This window comes from Priestia sp. FSL W8-0524 (assembly GCF_038005965.1).
GTDB lineage: Bacteria > Bacillota > Bacilli > Bacillales > Bacillaceae_H > Priestia > Priestia zanthoxyli.
The window spans coordinates 2,177,205-2,194,938 of record NZ_JBBOUG010000001.1 but is presented as its reverse complement, the minus strand read 5'-3'; the positions used below and the strand labels follow the sequence as shown (position 1 = coordinate 2,194,938).

Below are 17,734 nucleotides of genomic sequence, written 5' to 3'. Positions count from 1 at the left end.
ATAACAAACAATCCCCTTTGCAAATCCTTTTCTGTGTGATGGCAGAAAAGGTGAGACCCTTACTCATATGAGTGGGGTCTTTTTTATTTGTCTATAATGGTACTATAGATAAGAATGTGAGGTATCAGTAATGGAAACTACAGAAGACAAGTATGCAAATATTGATTTAAACAAGATTTATGAATACAAAGATTTACCGGATAAAATCGCGGGCCGATGTGATTACTGCGGCAGTGTTAAATTCAAAAGCAGCGTAGGTGGCGGCAAGTTTCTACGTGAATGTACGAATTGTGGAATGAAAAAGAATATATAAACAAAAAGACCTAAAAAAATTAGGTCTTTTTGTTTGTTATCATTTATAATAAAATACATATTTTTCACAATTTGAAAAAAGGAGAGAATTATGGATAGAACCACAGCGGCCTTTGAGAATCTTAGGAATATACAGGATTTAATTAAATTTATGGACCAGAAAGCTGGAGCCTTATTTGTAGTATATGGATTTATAATTACTATATTTGTAGAGTTCTCAAAAAGGCTTAAATTTGTTAATTTGCTTGAATTGGATAGTTTCGGAGAAATCATTCTATCAAGCATTACCTTTTTGATTGGAACAGTTTTAATTTTTTATATGGCATACCAGTTGTATTTAATTGTTGTATTTATTTTAAAACCTAGAAAATCTATGCATTATAATCCTCAGCATTTGTCAGTGATGTACTATGGGCATATCTCTGAAATGGGGAAATCGAATTTTGTACAGAAATTTGAGGATATGGAAGATAAGGAACTTACTAAAGAGGTATTAGAACAAGTATTTGAGGTCTCTAAGATAATGGAACAGAAATCAAATTACTTAGAGAAAACTATGAGGTGTTTGCCGTATACTATAATTGGTTTACTAATATTTATATTATTTTCAGAAATTGTATAAAAAAGAGGGTTATAAATGGGGAGAAAAGAAGACATTATAAAAAAAGTTAATGAAATTATGGATAACAAGTTCGAAGTAGAAGACATAGCTTATGTTCCGGACATCGCTGATTCTAAACTTACTTTTGGTAATAAGGGCTTGAGATTTGAAGCTACTGTATTGCATATTGATATGAGAGGGTCTACTAAAATATTAAACAGTCATAATAGAGCAATTGTAGCCAAGATTCATATGGCTTATTTTCATACCATTGTAAAAATTGCTGGTTTTCTAGGAGGTTATGTAAGGAGTTTCAATGGGGATAGCATGTTGGTTTTTTTTCCTGGAACAACGAAAACAACTTTAAGCCAAGCAGTCAAAGCAGCTATGAACATGAAATACATGATTATTGATGAAGAAAGTGGGATCAATAAATCATTAAAAAAATATTCTGCGATTGATTTTGGCATTGGATTAGATGATGGTAAGGTACTTTGTACTAAAATAGGTATTGGTGGAGATTCAAATAATAAAGGTTTATTTTGGGCAGGAAATGCTGTAAATAAATCAGTTAAAATTAGTGATTTAGCTAAATCACCACGTCAGATATGTATCTCAGAATATGTTTATAATAACTTAAATGATGATGTTAAATTTGTAACTAAAAAGAATTTTATTGGACAAGAAGAAAAAATTAATATGTGGCAATGTTCTTCTTTTACATACAATAGACAAACGGAGAATTATTATCATACTAGTTACCATTGGAGCATTTGAAATTAAAACGAAGTACATATAACCCTCCTTTCTAATTGGATAGGAGGGTTATATATCAAAAAAATCTTCTACTTTAGCATTAGGATCTACTTTACGAATAGCCTTCATGAGTTTACTCAGTGTTGGAGTGGTAGGAGTGCGTCTTCCAGAACAAATGGAGCTGATTGTATTCCTAGATACCTTCGCATTTTCTACAAGCCACTCTTGGCTTATTCCGCGTTTATCTAACCACTTTCCTAGTGAGCTTCTTGTCTTAGCCACTATTTACACATCCCTTTCATATACTCGATTTATTCTTATCATCCCCAACCTTCGCAATTCTAATACAAAACTTTCACAACTCTTTTAAAAAACTCTCTAAAAGATTTTGGAATATGAGACATTCGGTACCTAATACTATTTAACGTGCGAAGCAAAATTCCTTTAAGTGTACGAAATAAAGTGCGTTAAAGGTAGTCGTATTAAAATCCGCACACATGCATCATAAACGAACAAGAGAATTGCGCAGCGATGAGGCTTATTGGATTTTTTCTTATTCGCTTTAAAAGGAACTATCCTTACGGATACTTTAAAAAAGGGGTGAGGGTGTGTTAATCGAAATTGCAACTTCCTTAACAGCTGCCAGTATTCTAGGTGTTGCTCAGTTAAAAAAAGAAGGATCTCCAGGGGATGACGCAAAGAAAATTAAACAAATCGCTGATACTGTTGGATTGAAAAAGAACGGTCAGTCCATTCGTATCCATCGCAAATATCGTCCTAAAAACAAACATTACACGGAGTATGTTTATCAAATTCCATTAGGTTTGGCTTTAGAAGATTTTCAAGAAAAGCATAAGAAGTTTGAAGATGGATTGAACAATAAGCAAACGAACTATTTTCTAAGCTTTAAAGATTTAAAGAAGATTGATTGGAAAGAATTGCGTAAAATCAATTCACTCAAAGAGTTGCCTGAGCAATTTAAACGTATATTCGGGGAAAAACAATTAATCCGTAAAAGTATTGAAATGAGCTTTGATGGGATGCTTAAGATCAAAGTTTATGATCGAGCAATGCCGAAGTATCTGCCGTTTAAAGAGTCCGTATGGGAGCAGTGTAAAAAGTGGCATATTCCCATAGGTGAAACAAAGGAAGGTCTTTATTTTATTCAATTGGATGATGGTCATGCGGTTGTAGCTGGCACCACTAGATATGGCAAAACAACCTTTATGCATCTGCTGATCAATACATTTATATATCTACATCCTAATGAAGTTGAGTTTAGCTTAATTGATTTAAAGTCGGGTTTATCTTTCCAGCGCTATAAAGATTGTAAACAAGTAATAAATATGGCTGAAGATTTAACAAGCGCTCATAGCTGTTTTAAAGAAGTATTACAAGAAATGAAAAGCCGAAAAGCTTTATTTAAAAAGTTGGGAATTGAAAAAATTCAGGATATAAAGCAACCAATGACTAGGCATTACATTATCATTGACGAGGCAAGTAATCTGGATTATAGACGAATGGAGTTAAAAACTAAAAAAGATATTGAGCAAGCGAAACTTCTCTATGAACAATGTAAGGCTTGGATGAAAATGATTGCATGTGAAGCAGCATCTTTAGGGATTTACTTAGTTTTTTCAACTCAATATCCAACAACAGAAATTTTAGATAGCCAGGTTAAGGCGAATACAACAACTAAGATTTGTTATCGCTTAGATACTGGTACGCAGAGTACCGTAGTCCTAGACCGCACTGGAGCTGAAGAGATAACTTTAAAAGGCCGTGCCATTGTGAGAACTCCGGATGGAACAACAGAAGTTCAAAGCTATTTTCTAAGTGACAAACAAATTAACGAAGTCATTACACCTAATATCATTATCAAGCCACGAAAGGAGAATGAAGATGCAAAAAGTAGCGAAGAAGGAGCAAAGGATAGACAGCGTTCTCTTGTCCTTAAAAAAACTCGACTTTCTTAGTCGTTCTCAAATTCAAACCTTGCATAACTTAGGTTCAGATCGCAATGCTCAAAAATTTTTAAAGAGTATTGATAAGTATGTACATTCATTTAGGGAAGGAGAAAATGTATATTATTTATCTAAAGAAGGCAGAGAGCGTGTGGAATGTAACAAGGTCCGAAAAAAGACCATCCAGGCACGACACTATCTTATGAGAAACAGTTTATACATTGCTTATGGATGTCCTTCTACGTGGGAGAATGAAGTGGCATTAGAAGTAGAAGGGTACACAAAAATTATTTGTGATGCCAACTTTGAGGATAATGGTCGTGACCACATTATTGAGGTTGACTATACTCAAAAAATGAGTGTGAACAAAAATAAGATAGAAAAATACCGTATTTTATCCCAATTAGGAGTGTTTGAAACACCGCCTATGTTTATCTGGATGACTACCACTGAGTACAGACGTAAACAGCTTCTAAAGATGTGTGAAGGGTTAGATGCGCAGGTTTTTATTATTACAGACTTTCTATAGGGGGAATTTTAAATGTTTACATCTAAGAAAATTCAAACGGTTGGTACGATTAAAGAGTTTTTAAATCCATCTCCAATTAAAGAATCCACAGAAGTTATTACAGGGCAAGAAGGCATGCCATTTGTTTTTGGTACTATGCTTCCTGTTTTCTTCACTATGCAACCTTCCATGTCATTTGCAGCCACAACAGCTTCAGCCTCTGTTAAAGAAGAAGTCTCCAGAAAAGTCATTGATGCATTTAATCCGCTAACTGAACTAGTTCAAGGTTTATCTTATCCACTTGCATTCTTAGCCTTTAGCGCAGCAGGTATCTATTGGCTGCTTGGAAATCGTCCTAAAGCGTTAGAAATGATGCAAGGCGCAACAATTGGTTATATTATTGTTCAGTTATCACCAATGCTTATGCGTTTGCTTGTATCTGTAACAGCAGGATTCTAAGGAGGTATTCTCATGTGGAGCAAAGTTCAAACCGTAGGAACAATTACAGAATTCATAAATAAAGAGGCTACACTAGGAACGACAGCCTCTTTCAATGAGTTGCTAGATTGGGCGCTACATCCTGTTGACCAGACAAAGGAGATAGGCGCAAATGTAGCATATGAAAAAATTGAACCTTTCTTGGATATTATATGCGTGATGTCTTATCCACTTGCCAGTGTCATCATTACGATGGCTGGGTTAATGTATATTGTAAACTTCAAAGAGAAAAGTATCTCTTGGCTAACAAAAACAAGTATAGCCTATGTATTTATTCAGTTGCTGCCAATGTTAACAAAAGCTATAATACAGATGCTAATCGTATAAAAAATGTGGTCAATAAAAATTGACCACATTTGACCGCTTGACCACATAATTGACCGCATACTATCTAAAAGATTGCTAAAAGGTATGAACATGAAAAGAATCATATTTAACGATTTTTATAGATTACCAATGCTTTTATGAACATTTCCGAAAACCCCTGATATCTCGCTGAGGCATCATCCAAATCCCGTTTACTTGAAGATCATTCTTTGTATGAGAATTGCCATCATTTAAATAGTCCAGCTTTTGTGTAAGACCTTTTAAATCACCATGTCCATCTTTATTTGCATCGTAAAAAGAGTTTACATACACCTCATAAAAGACACCGTTTTTATCTGCAGCTGGAGATTTACCTTTATGTACGGTTTCGGCGTGAACGCCTGTTGATAAGCTAGCAGCCAGCGGCAGTGTTAGAGCTAAAGCTGTCCATTTTTTCCCTTTCATCGTTTCATCCCCTTTTTTTGCAATCGTTTGCATAAATTGACTACAATTGAAATATAGCACCTATTTGAAAACGATTACAATGAAAATTTCATTTTGATTATTTTGAACTAGTAATTATTCTGACAACCTAGTTATTTACTGTGTCCAATGGCATTAAGAAGCTGCATTATATTAAGGCTATAGATAGAAAATACAAATAAAATAAGGGAGTATTATCCAAATAAAAATAATGACTATGTCAAATATTCTGACAATGTTGTTGTTCAATTCATCATCTCGTGCTAAAATCCAAATATAACTGAAAAACGGTACTGAAGTTCCGAAAAACGGAACTTGAAGTATTAATGCAGATAATTCAGCTTGGATTTTATTTACTATCTGCAAATGATTACGCTTACAATGAAGTTTTTAAGGGGGAAGAACGAATTGAATAAAGTAGATTTAAACTGTGATTTAGGGGAAAGCTTTGGTGCTTATCGCATTGGCAATGATGAAGCCATTTTAGAACACGTGACGTCTGTGAACGTAGCCTGTGGATTTCATGCAGGGGATCCAAGCGTCATGAGAAAAACGGTAAAATTGGCCGCTGAAAAAAAAGTGCAAATTGGTGCTCATCCTGGTCTACAGGACCTTATCGGTTTTGGACGCAGAAACATCAATATTTCACCTCAGGAAGCCTACGATATCGTAGTCTATCAAATTGGTGCATTAAACGGTTTTTTGCAAGCAGAAGGGTTATCAATGCAGCATGTAAAACCTCACGGTGCACTATATAACATGGCTGCTAAAAATAAAGCGTTGTCTGAAGCAATAGCAAAAGCTGTTTACAACGTAAATCCTGAGCTGATTTTGTTTGGATTATCTGGAAGTGAGCTGATTCAAGCCGGTAACAGAATTGGTTTGAAAACGGCCAACGAAGTATTTGCAGACCGTACCTATCAGTTAGACGGTTCTCTTACGCCTCGTACAGAACCAAATGCTTTAATTGAAAATGACAACGAAGCTGTTTCTCAAGTTATTACAATGGTGAAAGAAGGGAAAGTCAAATCTCAGCAAGGCAAGGATGTAGAATTGCAGGCAGACACGATTTGTATTCACGGAGACGGGGCTCACGCACTTGAATTTGCTCGTCATGTCAACCGTTCTTTACAAGCATCAGAAGTGGTAGTTAAGGCTATTTCACAATAAAAACTACATACAATCAGGAGGAAGATGATATTGGAGCCAATAAAAAAATCAACACCTCAGCAAAAGCTTTCGGCTGCACCTAAAGTAAACTGGACGTTAATGCTTGGAGCCGCTTTTTTAATGGCCACATCGGCTATTGGACCAGGCTTTTTAACTCAAACTACCGTATTTACACAAAATTTAGCCGCAAGCTTTGGATTCGTTATTTTAATTTCAATTATTCTTGATATCTTTGCTCAAACCAACGTATGGAGGATTATTGCCGTTTCTGAAAAACGCGGACAAGAAATCGCCAATATGGTATTTCCCGGACTAGGATACGTGCTCGCTATTTTAATTGTAATTGGAGGACTTGCATTTAATATTGGAAATATTGCCGGTGCCGGTCTTGGATTAAATGCGATTACCGGTATTTCTCCAACAGCCGGAGCTGCAATTAGTGCAGTTATTGCCGTGCTAATCTTCGTTGTAAAAGAAGCTGGAAAAGCAATGGATCGCTTCACGCAAATTGCAGGTTTTGTCATGATTGGGCTAATGCTATATGTAGCAGCTACTACTTCACCTCCCGTTGGAGAAGCTGTAGTGAAATCTTTTAAACCTGATCAAATCGACATCATTGCGATCGTTACGCTTGTTGGAGGTACTGTTGGTGGTTATATTACCTTTGCAGGCGGACATCGTCTTTTAGATGCCGGGGTAAAAGGCATCGATTCTTTACCTCAAGTAACTAAAAGTTCTGTAACAGGAATTCTTATCACTTCCGTTATGCGAATCGCTTTGTTTTTAGCTGTACTTGGCGTTGTATCTAAAGGGTTACAAATTGACCCGGCCAATCCTCCAGCATCCGTGTTTCAGCTCGCAGCAGGAAACGTCGGTTATAAAATCTTTGGTATTGTCATGTGGTCTGCTGCTATTACGTCTGTAGTGGGAGCTGCTTATACATCCGTTTCGTTTATTCAAACGTTTAGTGAAAAACTTAATAAAAACTCAAACTGGATTATTATTGGATTTATTATTATTTCAACTCTGTCGTTTGTCTTAATTGGAAAACCTGTAAAAGTTCTTCTGTTAGTTGGAGCAATTAATGGATTAATTCTGCCGATCGCCCTTGGAACATTACTAGTTGCTGCATATAAAAAAAGCATCGTTGGTGAGTATAAGCATCCTTTATGGCTTACCATTTCTGGTGTACTTGTCGTTATTGTAATGGCTTTAATGGGCGGTTATACGTTAATGGATCAGCTTCCTCAATTATTTAAATAAAACAATGTGCCCGCACGCAAGTTGCGTGCGGGTAATGATGGGAGATAGAAACATGTCAAACCTTTCACAACTAACTCCAGCTGAACTTCGTCAGCAAATCCGTAACAACCAGCTTATTCACCCAACGGCAGGCATGGCAAACGGCTATGCTCAAGCTAATTTAGCTATTTTACCAAAGAAACAAGCCTTTGACTTTCTATTGTTCTGTCAGCGTAATCCTAAATCTTGTCCTCTTTTAGATGTAACGGACGTTGGATCTCCTGTTCCAAAGTTTGCGGCTCCGTCCGGAGATATTCGTACAGACATTCCGAAGTATCGAATCTATGAAAATGGGGAACTGGTAAAAGAAGTAACCGATATCAAAGACTATTGGACAGGAGATATGGTAGCTTTTCTCATCGGCTGCAGTTTTACATTTGAACACGCACTTTTAAACAACGGCATACCTGTTCGTCACATTGAAGAAAACTGTAATGTTCCTATGTATAAAACAAATATTTCATGCGCTGAAGCGGGAATATTCCACGGCTCGACGGTCGTTAGTATGCGCCCAATTCCTCAGCAAGACGTAGTGCGGGCAGCGCAAGTAACTTCACGTTTTCCAGCTGTGCACGGAGGACCTGTTCACATTGGAAACCCCGCTGCAATAGGTATTGAAGACCTTCACTCTCCGGATTTTGGCGATGCTGTTTCCGTCAAAGAAGGCGAAGTTCCCGTGTTCTGGGCTTGTGGCGTAACTCCTCAAGCTGTAGCAATGGAAACAAAACCTTCTATTATGATTACACATGCTCCTGGACATATGTTTATTACAGATATTCGAGATGAAAAACTAGGTGTTTTATAAAAGAAAGAGGTGTAGATATGAATCAAACCATAACAAAAGCGCCAGCTGTTATTTCTCCGCTTGGCGACTCAGCGCTTGTTATAACGTTTGGAGATAGTATTCAGTACGATATTCATAAACAAATCAAAACGTGTAAAGATTCAATAGAATTAAATCCTTTCCCTGGGTTTATTGAATGCGTGCCGGCATTTACGAACCTTACGATCTTTTATAACCCTCTTGAAGTGGTAGCAGCCGTGAAAAAGAAGGAGAAAAAAGAATTTGTGTCTCCTTTTGAAGTAGTGTCTTCTATCCTTCAAAGCAAATTAGAGAACGAACAGACAGAAAAAGAGTTAGACCATCGTACGGTTTCCATTCCAGTTTGCTACGGAGGAGAGTATGGACCTGATCTTGAATATGTCGCTCGTCACCATAACTTAACACCTGAAGAGGTAATAAGTATTCATTCTGAAGGCGAGTACTTAGCGTACATGATTGGATTTGCTCCTGGATTTCCGTTTCTCGGAGGACTATCTGAAAAAATTGCTACGCCTCGCCGCTCGTCTCCTCGCACCTCTATTCCTGCAGGTTCGGTTGGTATTGCAGGAATGCAAACAGGAGTGTATCCTATTTCCACTCCCGGAGGATGGCAGCTAATTGGTCAAACGCCGATTAAACTGTTTTTGCCGGAGCAAAATCCTCCAAGTTTGCTGCAGGCTGGAGATATTGTAAAATTTGAGCCTATCTCTAAAGAAGAGTATCAAGAACTACAGGCAAAGGAGGGAGAAAAATGAGTATAAGAGTTAGTAAAGCCGGGTTATTAACAAGCATTCAAGATTTGGGAAGAAAAGGATTTCAGCAGCACGGTGTAATTGTAAGCGGTGCAATGGATTCTTATTCTCTTCGAATTGCTAATTTACTAGTTGGTAACGATGAAAAAGAAGCGGGACTTGAAGTTACGCTAATGGGGCCTACCCTTGAAATAGAAAGTGATTGTTTAGTAGCGATCACAGGTGGAGATTTAACTCCTTCGGTCAACGGAAAGCCAGTCCCGATGTGGAAACCTTTATTTATTCCAAAAGGAGGCACTTTATCATTTGGGCCTTGTAGAACTGGTTGTCGTTCCTATCTATCTGTAGCTGGAGGATTTTCTATTAATGAAGTGTTAAATAGTAAAAGCACGTATTTGAGGGGGGAAATTGGTGGCTATAAAGGAAGAGCATTACAAACAGACGACGTTTTACCTCTATCTGTTCCTGCTGCTTCAAAGCCTGCTTTTCTTTCCAATGAACTGATAAACGGAGTATATACTTCTTCATGGTCCGTAAATTATAAAGAATTTGTCCATTTTACAAAGAAACCAAGTGTCCGTGTTATGAATGGGGGTCAATTTGATTTATTTACAGCTGAAAGCCAAAGTCATTTTACTCAAGAACCCTTTAAAGTATCAAATCAATCAGATCGAATGGGCTATCGAATGGATGGACCTTCTCTTCAGCTTCAAGAAAAAAAAGAGCTATTGTCTGAAGCCGTCTCACAAGGTTCTGTTCAAGTCCCGCCAGATGGAAATCCCATTATCCTGTTAGCAGACCGTCAAACTACAGGAGGATATCCTAAAATCGCTCAAGTCATCACAGCGGATTTACCGCTTTTAGCTCAAGTAAAGCCCGGAGAATCTATCTATTTTTCTCACATTTCGCTTCATGAAGCAGAAAAAATCTATTTAGAAAAAGAACAGATGCTTCAAGAATTGAAGATTGCTATTAACCTTGCTTCAACTAAATAACACAAAACGGGAGTGACAAGAAATGATAAACGTACGTGAATTGCAAGAAGTTGTTTCATTAATGAATGAATCTGGTATTCAAAAGCTCCATATTGAACATGAAGGAACAAAAGTTGTCATTGATAAAGCGGGAATTCCTTTAGAAGACACAGCTGTTACAGAAGTAAAAACAGAGGAAGTAAAAGCCGCTGCTGCTGAGCAAACGCCTCAAGATTCTATGTCTGTAAACGCAGCAGAGAATAATGAAAAACAAATCTTATCACCAATGGTTGGAACCTTTTACGCCAAGCCAGAAGCAGACGCTGATCCGTTTGTTCAAGTAGGACAAACTATTGAACGTAAAGATGTTGTATGTGTAATTGAAGCGATGAAGCTGTTTAACGAAGTAGATGCAGGAATGGAAGGAGAAGTGCTTGAAATTCTTGTGAAAGACGGAGATGTTGTTGAGTTTGGACAGCCTCTATTTACCGTAAAATCATATTAAAGTATACATATTGTCAGGAGGAGCCACTATGTTCAAAAAAGTGTTAATCGCAAACCGCGGTGAGATTGCAGTTCGTATCATTCGAGCTTGTAAAGAGATGGGAATTGCAACCGTGGCCGTGTATTCAGAAGCAGACAAAGATGCACTTCACGTAAAGCTAGCAGATGAGTCATTTTGTATTGGTAAAACATCTTCTAAAGAAAGCTACTTAAATATTCGGAATTTGCTTACCGTAGCACAAGTAACCAAGGCAGACGCTGTTCATCCCGGCTACGGATTTTTAGCTGAAAATGCTGATTTTGCTGAGATGTGTGAATCCTATGATATTACCTTTATTGGTCCAAAAGCGGAAGCCATCCGTAAAATGGGAGCAAAAGCTGTAGCAAGAGAAACAATGAAACAAGCCGGTGTGCCTATTGTACCTGGCACGGAAGGACTGATTGAAGATAGCAGCACCGCTATTCCAGTAGCAAGAGAAATAGGCTATCCAATCATTGTAAAAGCTACAGCGGGCGGCGGCGGAAAAGGAATGCGGCTAGCTCATAGCGAAGAGGAGCTAGAAAAAGCGATTCGTCAAGCTCAGCACGAAGCAGAAACAGCTTTTGGAAACGGCGGAGTATACCTTGAAAAATATTTAGAAGAACCGAAACATATCGAAATTCAAATTGTTGCTGATGAAGAAGGTAATGTAGTTCATTTAGGTGAACGAGATTGTTCAATTCAGCGACGTCATCAAAAATTAGTAGAAGAAGCTCCGTCTCCTGCAGTAGATGAAAATCTTCGTGCGAAAATGGGCAAGGCGGCAGTCTCGGCAGCTAAAGCAGTCGATTATACAGGTGTGGGAACGGTGGAGTTTCTGTTAGATAAACACGGACATTTTTACTTTATGGAAATGAACACACGGATTCAAGTTGAACACCCTGTTACAGAACTTGTAACAAATATCGACTTAATTAAAGAACAAATTTCAGTAGCAGCAGGCTACCCGCTATCATTTGCTCAGCGGGATGTTCAGTTAAAGGGATGGGCAATTGAATGTCGAATCAACGCAGAAAATCCGGCTAAAAACTTTATGCCTTCTCCTGGAAAAGTCGAGATGTATTTACCTCCTGGCGGCTACGGCGTTCGTGTAGACAGCGCGGTTTACCCAGGCTATGAAATTTCTCCATTTTATGATTCAATGGTGGCGAAATTAATTGTAACAGGGAAAGACCGAAATGAAGCGATTCAACGAATGAAACGTGCGCTCGAAGAATTTATCATTATAGGTATTCACACAACTATTCCTTTTCATTTAGAATTACTGAATCATCCTTCTTTTAAAGAAGGGGATTTTACAACCAAATTTCTAGAAAGTAACCCTATTTCAATTAAAGAACTAGAAACGGTGTAAGAAAGGAAAGTGCTCTTATAAGGGAGTGCTTTCCTTTTTTTCTTCATGTATAATAAAAAGAACATATGATTAGCTAGTAAGCTATACTTCTATCAAATACATGTATTCGCACAAATAAGGGAGAAGGTTTTATGCAAGCTAACAATAAAACAGTCGTTAAATCCATGCAGATTCTCACGCTTTTTATCAACCACCCTAAGCTGACCTTCACAGAAATGATGGAATATTCAGGCGTTCCGAAAACTTCTTTGCATCGAATGGTTGGTTCGCTTGAAGAGATGGGATTTTTAACAAAAGACGCGCAAGGATACTATTCGCTAGGACTTTTATTCTTGCAATTTGGTCAGCTAGTGGCTAATCGCTTAGATATTAGAAATATCGCAAAGCCCGTAATGGAAACGCTCCGAGACGAAGTAGAAGAAGCGGTTAATCTAATTGTACGAGATGGGGATCAAGCCATGTATATTGAAAAAGTAGATACGCTTCATCCCGTGCGTCTCTATACATCAATTGGAAGGCGTTCACCTCTTTATGCAGGAGCTTGTTCACGCATTATTTTGGCGCATTTACCCGAAAAAGAACAAGAGGCATATATTACTCAAACGGAGCTAACTCCAATAGGTATTGGAACCATTACAGATCAAAAGAAACTAAGAAATGTATTAAAAGAAGCAAAAGAAAAAGGGTATACCATTAGCACCTCTGAATTAGAAAACTTTACAACATCCGTGAGCGCGCCGATTGTAAATCATCAAAATGAAGTGGTTGCAGGCATTAGCGTAGCGGGAATTGAAGCGAGATTTCAAGGAGACAGACTGCCGTTCATTATTCAAAAAGTAACAGAAGCGGCGAGCCTAATTTCTGAAAAACTCGGTTATCAAGGTTCATTAAAGTAGCATACATAGAAAAATGGAGGTAAACCATTGAAACGATTAGAAGGTAAAACAGTCGCACTCGTAGGTCAGCGTAAAGTAGAAGAAATCAGCAAAATTGTTGAAAACCTTGGCGGGACCCCGCTTGTGCGACCTGCACAAGGAACCATCTTTTTAGATGACACACACTTAGAAGCAGATATTAAAGAACTGGTAAAAGGAAATTATGATTGGTTTATTTTTACGACAGGCGTCGGGACGGAAATTTTATATAAAACAGCAGATAAGCTAGGACTAGCTGATGAATTCCTTTCTTCTTTACAAGCAGCTAATATTGCTGCACGCGGGTATAAAACCGTAAATATGTTAAAAAAGCTCGGTGTTACTCCAACCGTTCGAGATGATGATGGAAGTACAGCGGGCCTAGTCAGAGCGCTTCATTCGTTTTCTTTTGAAGGAAAGCATGTAGCGCTTCAGCTTCACGGAGATCCTGCACCAAAATTGATTGATTTTCTTTCGAATCAAAAAGCCCAATTCAAAGAGATTTTACCGTATCAGCATATTCCTCCAAAAGCAGAAGTCATGGAACAGCTTATAAACGAATTAACAAGCGGGAAAGTCGATGCTGTTAATTTCACAAGCGCTCCGCAGGCCCGCTTTTTATTTTCGTTTGCAAGAGAACACGGACAAGCTGATCACATTCGAGAACTCTTTGAAAGCTCTGTAGTAGCTGTGGTCGTTGGGAAAGTAACCGCTGCTGCTTTAAAAGAAGAAGGAGTAGATCGTATTGTTATTCCTGACCAAGAAAGAATGGGAAGCGCAATTGTAGCTTTAGAACACTATTATCAGCAGCGTGATTAAAAAAACCTTCTCGCCTCATGGCGAGAAGGTTTTTTGTATGGCTTCATCCAAGCGTTGTCGAATATTGTTTGAAAATTGCCTATTGTCCTCTTTTTGAACTTCTTCAAACATCGAATAGAAATAAATCCATTGTTATTCCAGAAAATCATTTTCAAATATTGTAAAAATGGTAGATAAAGGGTAAAAATAGACGAATATGTTAAAGAGTTGTTACGTTTCTTTTAGAAATATCTTAAATCTAAACAGCTTAAACAATAATAATTATCTACTTTATAACGCTAAAAGCACTGCTGTTTGAAGCTTGATAGATCTTTCACTGGCATGGGGAAATAAAGGTATATTTTTGCAGGCAAGAAGTGAATGTATACACAAGCGTTAAATGTTACATTACTGAAATACAATTGTAATATTGTTATTCTTTTTTTGAACGTTTATCGTGGTATAATTTTCGTAGATTTTCATTAGCATATTTAGCTATTTATCGACAAATACAGTGAACTTTACATAAATTGTCAGACTTTTATACATATTGATACATAATTAGAAATTACTAGTTTAACAGAGCGAGAAAGCGGAGGAATTCATATTGAAAAAGAAAATGCTTTTACTTAACACAACGGTTTTATTAGGCCTAGGAGGAGTTTTATCAACTCCAGCGTATGCCTCTACCATTCAGGATATGGAATCACAAAAATCTCAAATTCAAAATCAACGCCAAGATGTGCAATCTAACATCAAAGCAGCTTCTGATGAATTAACACGCCTTCAAGCAGAACAAGATCAAATGAAAGCACAGCTTGAGCGATTAACATTAGCAGAAGAAGAAAATAATCAAAAAGCCCAAAAAACAGAAGCGGATATTAAAGAAACGTCTAAACAAGTAGACCAGCTTGAAAAAGAAATTAAGCTGCTTCAAGAAAAACTTAAAAAGCGAAATGATATTTTAAAAGATCGTGCACGTTCCATGCAAGAAAGCGGCGGTAACGTAGAGTATTTACAAGTTTTACTCGGTTCTTCAAGTTTTGGTGATTTTGTAGACCGCGCGCTAGCTGTTTCGACTATTGTAGATGCAGACCGCGGTATTTTAAAAGAAACTAAAAATATGCAAGACGAACTAAAAACAAAACAAGCAGATGTTAAATCTAAGCTTGCTAGCTTAGAAGATATGAAGGCAGAACTGGATGAAATGACTGTCCAGCTAGCAGCTCAAAAGAAACAAAAAGATGCGTTGGCAAAAGAACTAAAAGATAAAGAAGCAAAAAATGAAGAACTAAAAGCTTCTCTACAATCAAAAGACAGCTCTCTTGCGAATGAACAGTCTACGCTTGAACAAAATATTAAAGATCAAAAAGCGGCGGAAGAAGCAGCAAGAAAAGCAGCTGAACAGGCAGCTAAAGAGGCAGCTAAGAAAGCAGCCGAACAAGCTCAAAAAGCAACGGCGGAACCAGCTGAAAAAGCTGATTCGCCTTCTCCTAAAGCAGCACCAAAAGCAAGCAGCAATGATGTTGCACCTACAAGCGCTCCGGCTCCAAAAGCTAGCAATGTTGTAACGGTAGGAAACCGCTGGATTGGAAACTCTGCTTACGTATTTGGCGGAGGACGCAGCCAGTCTGATATTAACCACGGTTTATTTGACTGCTCGTCATTTGTACACTGGGCATATTCTCAAGTTGGTGTTAACCTTGGGCCTCTTGGATCTGTAAGTACAGAAACGTTAAAGCATGCTGGAACGCAAGTGTCTTCTAGTCAAATGCAGCCTGGAGATCTTGTTTTCTTCGATACATATAAAAAAGACGGACACGTTGGTATTTATGTAGGCGGCGGCAAGTTCATCGGTGCTCAAAGCTCAACAGGTGTTGCAATTGCAAACATGAGCAGCGGCTACTGGAAACAAAAATTCAACGGACGCGTAGTTCGTATTTAATAGGGTATAGTAAAAAGAAAACATCCAATTTGGATGTTTTCTTTTTACATTGTAAGGAGCGTATGACTATGAACTCTATTTTTGATCATATACAGCCCAACTTAGATATTTTATTTGTCGGTTTTAACCCAAGCATCCGTTCCGGTGAAACGGGTCATCATTTTGCTAATCCAACCAATCGTTTCTGGACGATTCTTCATAAAGCAGGTTTAACAGATCGTAAATACCATCCCGAGGAAGATCACTCGCTGTTACAGCTAGGATACGGTTTAACAAATATTGTGGAGCGTGCTACAAAGGCAGCTGATGAGATTACAAAAGAAGAATATGCAGAAGGCAGAGAAATCCTAAAGAAAAAAATCGCTACATACACGCCTAAAATCGTTTGTTTTGTTGGAAAAGGTGTCTATCAGCAGTACAGTGGACGCAAGCAAGTAAAGTGGGGCAAACAAGAAGAATCGATGGTATCAGGAATAATGGATTTTGTTGCCCCGTCTTCAAGCGGGCTCGTTCGGATGAAAATAGATGAAGTAGTGGCTATTTACGCAGAACTTCCGAAGTTGCTGCGTACATTAAAATAGAGAAAGCCCTAAGGCTTTCTCTATTTTGTAAATGAAATATCAATTTGAATAATTTCTGACCGGCTTCCGATTCGAAGAGGAGGACCCCAAAAGCCAAATCCTGAAGAGACAATGGTATGCAGCTGATTTGTTTGTTTGTAGCCCCAATCAATTTCAAATAACCGCTTTGTGATCAAATGATTAGGTGCCATTTGTCCTCTGTGAGTATGACCGCATAGAAGTAAATCTACGCCTGCTTGTTCCGCTTCTTTTAAAGAAAGCGGCTGATGATCCATCGCAATGACCGGAAGAGAACGATCCGTTTCACTCGCTAAATCGAAAAAGCTGTCTCGATTTTTATCCGTCTTATCTTTTCTTCCAATTAAGTACAAGCTATCGCCTATGTTTAACACTTCATCCATTAAAATAGGAATGTTCATTTCTTTCATTCTTTCCACAAACTGAGGGATCTTCCCGCCGTAATACTCATGGTTTCCCAAGATTCCATATGTGCCTAAAGGAGCTTTGAGCTGCTTCATCATATAATCCATTTCTTTTTTAAAAAATACGTGGGGGTCATCGTCAATAATATCTCCAGGAAGTAAAATAAGATCTGGCTGTATCTTTTGTACATGAGTGATTAGCCGCTGTAAATGTTTTTTGCCGGACAATGTGCCAAAGTGCATATCAGATGCTACGGCAATGCGAAGGTTTTTCCGATTCGTCTTTTTAGGAAGCGAAATTGTATATTTTCTTACTACAGGACTGTAAGCATTATACGTACCGTAAGCAAAAATGAATAAAAAAGCAGCAATCATGAAAAGTCCGATTGAATCGATAGCTGTAGAAAGCGAAGCGCCTAGAAAAGTGAGAATATATACGGCTAGATTACTTATAGGAAGCAAAAGAACTGAATATTGAATAAATCCTAACCAATACGATCCTACAATTTTAAACATGCTCACTTGTTGAAACGCGCGACTGATGATAAAGGAATAAGCAAAAAACACAACGATCACCGTAAGAATCCATTTGTTTTCCACTTCAAACATTGTGTGAAGCCACACCCAAGCGTTCCATCCGATGTACAGAACGAATAAATTATATAAAATAACAACTAAAATAGACCTTACTAACACACTTACTTTCATACGCTAACCTCTTTTCTTT

General features: G+C 37.9%; 21 protein-coding genes. 18 read left to right on the top strand and 3 right to left on the bottom strand.

Translation table 11 applies throughout. The annotated features are described in order from the left end of the window. The first annotated feature begins 130 nt into the window (after window positions 1-130). From NST66_RS11030 to NST66_RS11020, 3 genes are all read left to right on the top strand, one after another. Entirely contained in the window at window positions 131-313 is a 183-nt protein-coding gene (locus NST66_RS11030) for a hypothetical protein (protein WP_114895449.1), read from the top strand. A 90-nt stretch (window positions 314-403) separates the two neighbouring features. Continuing rightward, the gene (locus tag NST66_RS11025) at window positions 404-934 is read left to right on the top strand and encodes a Pycsar system effector family protein (protein WP_340843320.1); all 531 of its coding nucleotides are present in this window, start codon (window positions 404-406) and stop codon (window positions 932-934) included. Window positions 935-949: 15 nt separating this feature from the next. Then, window positions 950-1,690: an adenylate/guanylate cyclase domain-containing protein gene (locus NST66_RS11020; RefSeq protein ID WP_340843319.1), complete on the top strand. Its 741-nt coding sequence runs from the start codon at window positions 950-952 to the stop codon at window positions 1,688-1,690. 48 nt (window positions 1,691-1,738) lie between these two features. Here the strand turns inward: NST66_RS11020 and NST66_RS11015 are convergent, their stop codons facing one another. Continuing rightward, complete coding sequence (locus tag NST66_RS11015) at window positions 1,739-1,951, bottom strand: helix-turn-helix transcriptional regulator (protein WP_233335399.1); 213 nt, start codon at window positions 1,949-1,951, stop codon at window positions 1,739-1,741. Window positions 1,952-2,277: 326 nt separating this feature from the next. Here NST66_RS11015 and NST66_RS11010 point away from each other — a divergent pair, with 326 nt between their 5' ends. Genes NST66_RS11010 through NST66_RS10995 form a run of 4 tightly spaced genes read left to right on the top strand, consistent with a single transcriptional unit; the run spans window position 2,278 to window position 4,966 of the window. Beyond that, the gene (locus NST66_RS11010; RefSeq protein WP_275037479.1) at window positions 2,278-3,645 is read left to right on the top strand and encodes an FtsK/SpoIIIE domain-containing protein; all 1,368 of its coding nucleotides are present in this window, start codon (window positions 2,278-2,280) and stop codon (window positions 3,643-3,645) included. Next, window positions 3,572-4,162, top strand: coding sequence for a replication-relaxation family protein (locus tag NST66_RS11005; RefSeq protein ID WP_340843318.1), 591 nt, complete (start codon window positions 3,572-3,574; stop codon window positions 4,160-4,162). The genes NST66_RS11010 and NST66_RS11005 overlap by 74 nt, the downstream gene beginning before the upstream one ends. A gap of 12 nt (window positions 4,163-4,174) precedes the next feature. Then, window positions 4,175-4,600, top strand: coding sequence for a hypothetical protein (locus tag NST66_RS11000; RefSeq protein ID WP_275037477.1), 426 nt, complete (start codon window positions 4,175-4,177; stop codon window positions 4,598-4,600). A gap of 12 nt (window positions 4,601-4,612) precedes the next feature. Next, on the top strand, window positions 4,613-4,966 hold the full coding sequence (locus NST66_RS10995) for a hypothetical protein (protein WP_340843317.1): 354 nt from the start codon (window positions 4,613-4,615) through the stop codon (window positions 4,964-4,966). A gap of 135 nt (window positions 4,967-5,101) precedes the next feature. On the opposite strand, the gene NST66_RS10990 is transcribed toward NST66_RS10995, so the two are convergent. Next, window positions 5,102-5,410, bottom strand: a complete 309-nt coding sequence (locus NST66_RS10990; RefSeq protein ID WP_445326387.1) for an alpha-amylase family glycosyl hydrolase — start codon at window positions 5,408-5,410, stop codon at window positions 5,102-5,104. 426 nt (window positions 5,411-5,836) lie between these two features. Here NST66_RS10990 and pxpA point away from each other — a divergent pair, with 426 nt between their 5' ends. The 11 genes from pxpA (at window position 5,837) to mug (ending at window position 16,585) form a co-directional block, all read left to right on the top strand. Next, window positions 5,837-6,598 (top strand): 5-oxoprolinase subunit PxpA, encoded by a 762-nt coding sequence (pxpA, locus tag NST66_RS10985; RefSeq protein WP_028413248.1) that lies wholly within the window; start codon window positions 5,837-5,839, stop codon window positions 6,596-6,598. 99 nt (window positions 6,599-6,697) lie between these two features. After that, on the top strand, window positions 6,698-7,861 hold the full coding sequence (locus tag NST66_RS10980) for an NRAMP family divalent metal transporter (RefSeq protein ID WP_165573460.1): 1,164 nt from the start codon (window positions 6,698-6,700) through the stop codon (window positions 7,859-7,861). 52 nt (window positions 7,862-7,913) lie between these two features. Beyond that, the gene (locus NST66_RS10975) at window positions 7,914-8,705 is read left to right on the top strand and encodes a putative hydro-lyase (RefSeq protein ID WP_049164694.1); all 792 of its coding nucleotides are present in this window, start codon (window positions 7,914-7,916) and stop codon (window positions 8,703-8,705) included. Window positions 8,706-8,722: 17 nt separating this feature from the next. Then, on the top strand, window positions 8,723-9,478 hold the full coding sequence (gene pxpB / locus NST66_RS10970; protein WP_033579074.1) for a 5-oxoprolinase subunit PxpB: 756 nt from the start codon (window positions 8,723-8,725) through the stop codon (window positions 9,476-9,478). After that, a complete protein-coding gene (locus NST66_RS10965) occupies window positions 9,475-10,470 on the top strand; it encodes a 5-oxoprolinase subunit C family protein (protein ID WP_034266376.1) in 996 nt (331 codons plus the stop codon). Before pxpB ends, NST66_RS10965 begins: the two co-directional genes overlap by 4 nt. 22 nt (window positions 10,471-10,492) lie before the next feature. Continuing rightward, window positions 10,493-10,954: an acetyl-CoA carboxylase biotin carboxyl carrier protein gene (gene accB / locus NST66_RS10960; protein ID WP_034266373.1), complete on the top strand. Its 462-nt coding sequence runs from the start codon at window positions 10,493-10,495 to the stop codon at window positions 10,952-10,954. A 28-nt stretch (window positions 10,955-10,982) separates the two neighbouring features. Beyond that, window positions 10,983-12,347, top strand: coding sequence for an acetyl-CoA carboxylase biotin carboxylase subunit (accC, locus tag NST66_RS10955; RefSeq protein ID WP_049164688.1), 1,365 nt, complete (start codon window positions 10,983-10,985; stop codon window positions 12,345-12,347). Window positions 12,348-12,478: 131 nt separating this feature from the next. Continuing rightward, on the top strand, window positions 12,479-13,243 hold the full coding sequence (locus tag NST66_RS10950) for an IclR family transcriptional regulator (protein ID WP_033579070.1): 765 nt from the start codon (window positions 12,479-12,481) through the stop codon (window positions 13,241-13,243). Between the two features lie 27 nt (window positions 13,244-13,270). Next, window positions 13,271-14,080: a uroporphyrinogen-III synthase gene (locus tag NST66_RS10945; protein WP_340843316.1), complete on the top strand. Its 810-nt coding sequence runs from the start codon at window positions 13,271-13,273 to the stop codon at window positions 14,078-14,080. Between the two features lie 586 nt (window positions 14,081-14,666). Next, window positions 14,667-16,004, top strand: a complete 1,338-nt coding sequence (locus NST66_RS10940) for a coiled-coil domain-containing protein (protein ID WP_049164682.1) — start codon at window positions 14,667-14,669, stop codon at window positions 16,002-16,004. A 68-nt stretch (window positions 16,005-16,072) separates the two neighbouring features. Further along, a complete protein-coding gene (gene mug / locus NST66_RS10935) occupies window positions 16,073-16,585 on the top strand; it encodes a G/U mismatch-specific DNA glycosylase (protein ID WP_049164679.1) in 513 nt (170 codons plus the stop codon). Between the two features lie 20 nt (window positions 16,586-16,605). Here mug and NST66_RS10930 read toward each other — a convergent pair whose 3' ends face one another. Continuing rightward, a complete protein-coding gene (locus NST66_RS10930; protein WP_033579066.1) occupies window positions 16,606-17,715 on the bottom strand; it encodes a metallophosphoesterase in 1,110 nt (369 codons plus the stop codon). Window positions 17,716-17,734 lie beyond the last annotated feature (19 nt).